Below are 3,553 nucleotides of genomic sequence, written 5' to 3'. Positions count from 1 at the left end.
TTTTAGAATACTCTTCATAATATCGTTTTAAAATCTGGACAGCATGACCTGCAGCAATGGCAAGTATTAAAATTGGGGTACAGGCATTAAATACATCAAATGGTTCATGCATCATTCCTAATAAACCAGCAGACCAAACTACGGCTAATAAAGCGGTAACAAGCGGTAGAATGAGAGCTTGTTTTGTTCGAAAAGCTTCGTAATGAATCAAACCAATTATAAAAAGAGAGAGGGGAAATAAAAAAATCATTCGTGAAGAATATTTTTCAAGTAAACCTAAATACATTGCCATACCTGAAAGATAGATTTGGACATTTTCATCACGCTCAGGTTGAACAGTTTCTTCTACAAAGTTTTTAATTTCTAAAAAACCATTTTTTGGAAATTTAAACTCAGCGATAATTAATGTTGTTTTTTCATCATTTGAAACGATAAGGTTTTTATAAACTGGATTATTATCAATTGCTTTTTTTAAATCAAGGAATCCTTTGTCATCCATAGGAATTTTATGGATAAGTGGTTTAACGATCATCCCTTCGGAATAACCTTCAATATTTTTTGTTTTTTTAGAGGTTAAGCTTGTTATGTTTGTTCTTACAGCTAAAGGAGAATTTTGAATTTTATTCGTGATATTTTTTACTTTTTCTAAAATATTTTTTTGAAAAATAGTGCCATTTTGAGGCCTCAATCCAATGACAACTGTAACCTTGTTGCCAAAAATTTTTTCAATTAAATTTTGAGTTACAATCATAGGATGAGTTTGTGGAAGAACAGAGTCGGGATCTATTATGATATTTAGAGATTTTAACTGATAAATAAAAAATAATGTTATAATACCAGTCAGAAACAAAACTATATTTCTATGTTTTATTATTTTAGAAATATAATTAAACATTATTTACCCTTTTTTATTTTATAAATTTTGATAATTTGAAATATAGTAATATCCCATCTTGGAACTTTTTTTTTGTATTCGGTGTATAAAGCACCAAATTTAGAATATAATAATTTTTCTTCGGGTATTATTTGAAATATTGTTATATAAATATAAAAAATAAATGGTATGATCCAAGGGCTTAAATTTCCTAAAATAAAAGCCAATCCAAATAAAGAAACAAGAAATCCTAAATAAATTGGATTTCTTGTATACTGAAAAACTCCTGTAGTGACTAACTTACTAGTCAAATGAAGTTCTGTTGGGCTTATTGTTGTTTTATCTTTTTTTAGTTGGATTATTGAAATAAATATAATAAAAATTCCATTTACTATAAAAATAAAGCCTAATAAGTTCCAAGGAAAAAGCAAAATTTTCTTAATTGGGAAATAAATATTTAAAATATACATTATTACCGATAAAATAATGAAAATAATTGGAGGAGGTATTTTGGTTTCTAGAAATTTAATATTCATAATGCTTAATTTATATATGTTATAATTTCAAAAAGTCTTTCTTGAAAATCATATTAAATTAAAAATTCACAGTCAAAAAAAAAATTTTGACATAAGGATCTATTTATTTTTCTTTAGGGGTCAATTTTTAAATAAAATAACGGTGGCAATCGCATATTCTTCATGATGACTTAAGGAAACATCGAATTCATCTAATTCTAATGTAGCTAAAATTTTTTTTATATTCTCTGTAATATTGATAACAGGTCTTCCGTTTGTTTCATTTTCAATCCAAATTTCCTTTGGACTCACTCCATTGGCATAGAGTCCTGTTCCAAGCGCTTTTGCAAAGGCTTCTTTGGCAGCAAAACGAGCTGCATAGGATGCTGTTCTTCCTTTGACCTTGCTTTCACAGTAGGCAATCTCATTGGGATGAAATACTTTTTGAATGAAATTTCCTACAGTTAACGATTTTTCAAAACGAGGAATATGGACCAGATCATTACCTGTGCGCATTTTTTTTGCCATTTCTAAGCTTGTCCCACTTTCTTGTTTGAATTATAATTAAAATCAAATCATTTCCTAAAATTGAAATGAGAAGGAGCCCAAATGCCAAACCATGATGATTTGACCTCAATTTTTGAAGCCACGACTCAAAAAAAACTTTTTGATCAGCGCATTGTCATTCTTTCAGAAGCTATCCATGCTGCATCTGCTAAAAGAGTCATTGAACAATTATTCGCCTTAGAAGCCGCTGATGCAACTAAGGAAATTTGGTTATTCTTAAATAGCCCTGGCGGTGAAGTCAACTCAGGCTTTGGAATATATGATACCATTCGTTTTGTTCGCCCTGAAGTAAAAATTATCGTAACAGGACTCGCAGCCAGTGCAGCCACCGTTGTTTTACTAGCTGCAGAAGCAAAATACCGTTATTCTATGCCAAATTCACGATTATTAATTCATCAACCATTAATTGGTGGAAGTATCCAAGGTCAAGCATCAGATATTGAAATTCATGCAAAAGAAATTTTAAAAACTCGTGAAAAAATTGCAGAACTTTATACAAAAGAAACAAAACAACCTATAGAGCGTGTCCGCAAAGATATTGAGCGAGATTATTGGATGACAGCTCAAGAGGCTCTTGAATATGGTCTAATTACTAAAGTAATTTCTTCTTGGAATGAAGTAAGATAATTTCTTTAACAAAAGACAATTAAAACAAAATTCTAATTGTCTTTTTATTTATTTTTCAAAGAAAAATAAATTACCTTTCTAAAGTAACAATCCCGGAATCCTCAATAAAAATACTTTCATCTTTTAAAAGAATTCCGCTGCTATTTATTTTTTCAGCTTCAATTAAAAGCCAAGCTGTTTTAAAAGCAGCTTCTTTATAAGAAAGTCCTTGATTTCTAACATTTGAAATGCAGTTTCTTTCAGATTCTTTTTTTCCTTTTTTAGGATTCCAAGTTAAATAAATTCCTAAACTATCTGGAGAAGAAAGCCCGGGCCGCTCTCCAATAAAAATAATTGAAGCTTGGCTTTGTAACGCTTCCCCAATTTCATCGCTTAATGCAACACGAGCTTGTTGAGCAATAATAATAGGATTTAATTTAAATTTTGTATTTTGCAGTGCCTGATTTAATTCGAATAATAATGGACATGCATTGATATTTATAGCTGTTGCAGAGAGGCCATCACCAAATATAATTGTAATATTTCCTTTTTCTATATTTTTCTCTTTTAAAAACGTCATGGAATTTTCAGAAAGCTGTCTGCCTAAATTAGGGTTCATTAAATATTCTTTTTTATTTATTGCTTTACTATTTACAATAAAAGATTCGAAATGGTTTTCTAATAATAATTGTTGAATTTTATTTATATCAAGTTCTCTATATATTGCATCTTTTGCAAGAGCATGTGACATTCCAAATTTTAATAACTCATGTGTGGGTAAGCTATTTCCTGTTCTACCAAGAGCAATTCTTGCATCTGTATGTTCTTTGAAAGAACTCCAAATATCTTTTTTAATAATATTATTTTTATTGGTAGGTAGAGACATGACTTTTATTTCCTTTCAAATAAAGTAATTCATTGCCATGAAACCCCTGCAGAACCGGACTTGTAGTTTTCCCACATCCGGCTCCCAGAGATGATATTCATTGCG

Annotated in this window: 5 protein-coding genes; 1 reads left to right on the top strand and 4 read right to left on the bottom strand. The window is 29.9% G+C overall.

Annotated features, from left to right (window positions below; genetic code table 11):
* From ACIQ56_RS15675 to acpS, 3 genes are all read right to left on the bottom strand, one after another.
* A partial coding sequence (locus ACIQ56_RS15675; RefSeq protein ID WP_397601979.1) for an MMPL family transporter occupies window positions 1-895 on the bottom strand: 895 nt, incomplete at its 3' end.
* Entirely contained in the window at window positions 895-1,410 is a 516-nt protein-coding gene (locus tag ACIQ56_RS15670; protein ID WP_397601978.1) for a methyltransferase family protein, read from the bottom strand. The genes ACIQ56_RS15675 and ACIQ56_RS15670, both read right to left, overlap by 1 nt.
* 120 nt (window positions 1,411-1,530) lie before the next feature.
* Complete coding sequence (gene acpS / locus ACIQ56_RS15665; protein WP_397601977.1) at window positions 1,531-1,917, bottom strand: holo-ACP synthase; 387 nt, start codon at window positions 1,915-1,917, stop codon at window positions 1,531-1,533.
* Window positions 1,918-1,998: 81 nt separating this feature from the next.
* Between acpS and ACIQ56_RS15660 the strand changes: the two genes are divergently transcribed.
* Complete coding sequence (locus tag ACIQ56_RS15660) at window positions 1,999-2,583, top strand: ATP-dependent Clp protease proteolytic subunit (protein ID WP_397601976.1); 585 nt, start codon at window positions 1,999-2,001, stop codon at window positions 2,581-2,583.
* A gap of 70 nt (window positions 2,584-2,653) precedes the next feature.
* Here ACIQ56_RS15660 and eutC read toward each other — a convergent pair whose 3' ends face one another.
* Complete coding sequence (gene eutC / locus ACIQ56_RS15655; RefSeq protein ID WP_397601975.1) at window positions 2,654-3,448, bottom strand: ethanolamine ammonia-lyase subunit EutC; 795 nt, start codon at window positions 3,446-3,448, stop codon at window positions 2,654-2,656.
* Between the last annotated feature and the right edge of the window lie 105 nt (window positions 3,449-3,553).

Source organism: Silvanigrella sp. (assembly GCF_044369315.1).
GTDB lineage: Bacteria > Bdellovibrionota_B > Oligoflexia > Silvanigrellales > Silvanigrellaceae > Silvanigrella.
This window is presented reverse-complemented; position numbering and strand designations above follow the sequence as displayed.

Coding starts and splice junctions, on each gene's coding strand:
- eutC (WP_397601975.1), bottom strand. CDS start 3,448: ATGTCTCTACCTACCAATAAAAATAATATTATTAAAAAAGATATTTGG.
- acpS (WP_397601977.1), bottom strand. CDS start 1,917: ATGGCAAAAAAAATGCGCACAGGTAATGATCTGGTCCATATTCCTCGT.
- ACIQ56_RS15660 (WP_397601976.1), top strand. CDS start 1,999: ATGCCAAACCATGATGATTTGACCTCAATTTTTGAAGCCACGACTCAA.
- ACIQ56_RS15670 (WP_397601978.1), bottom strand. CDS start 1,410: ATGAATATTAAATTTCTAGAAACCAAAATACCTCCTCCAATTATTTTC.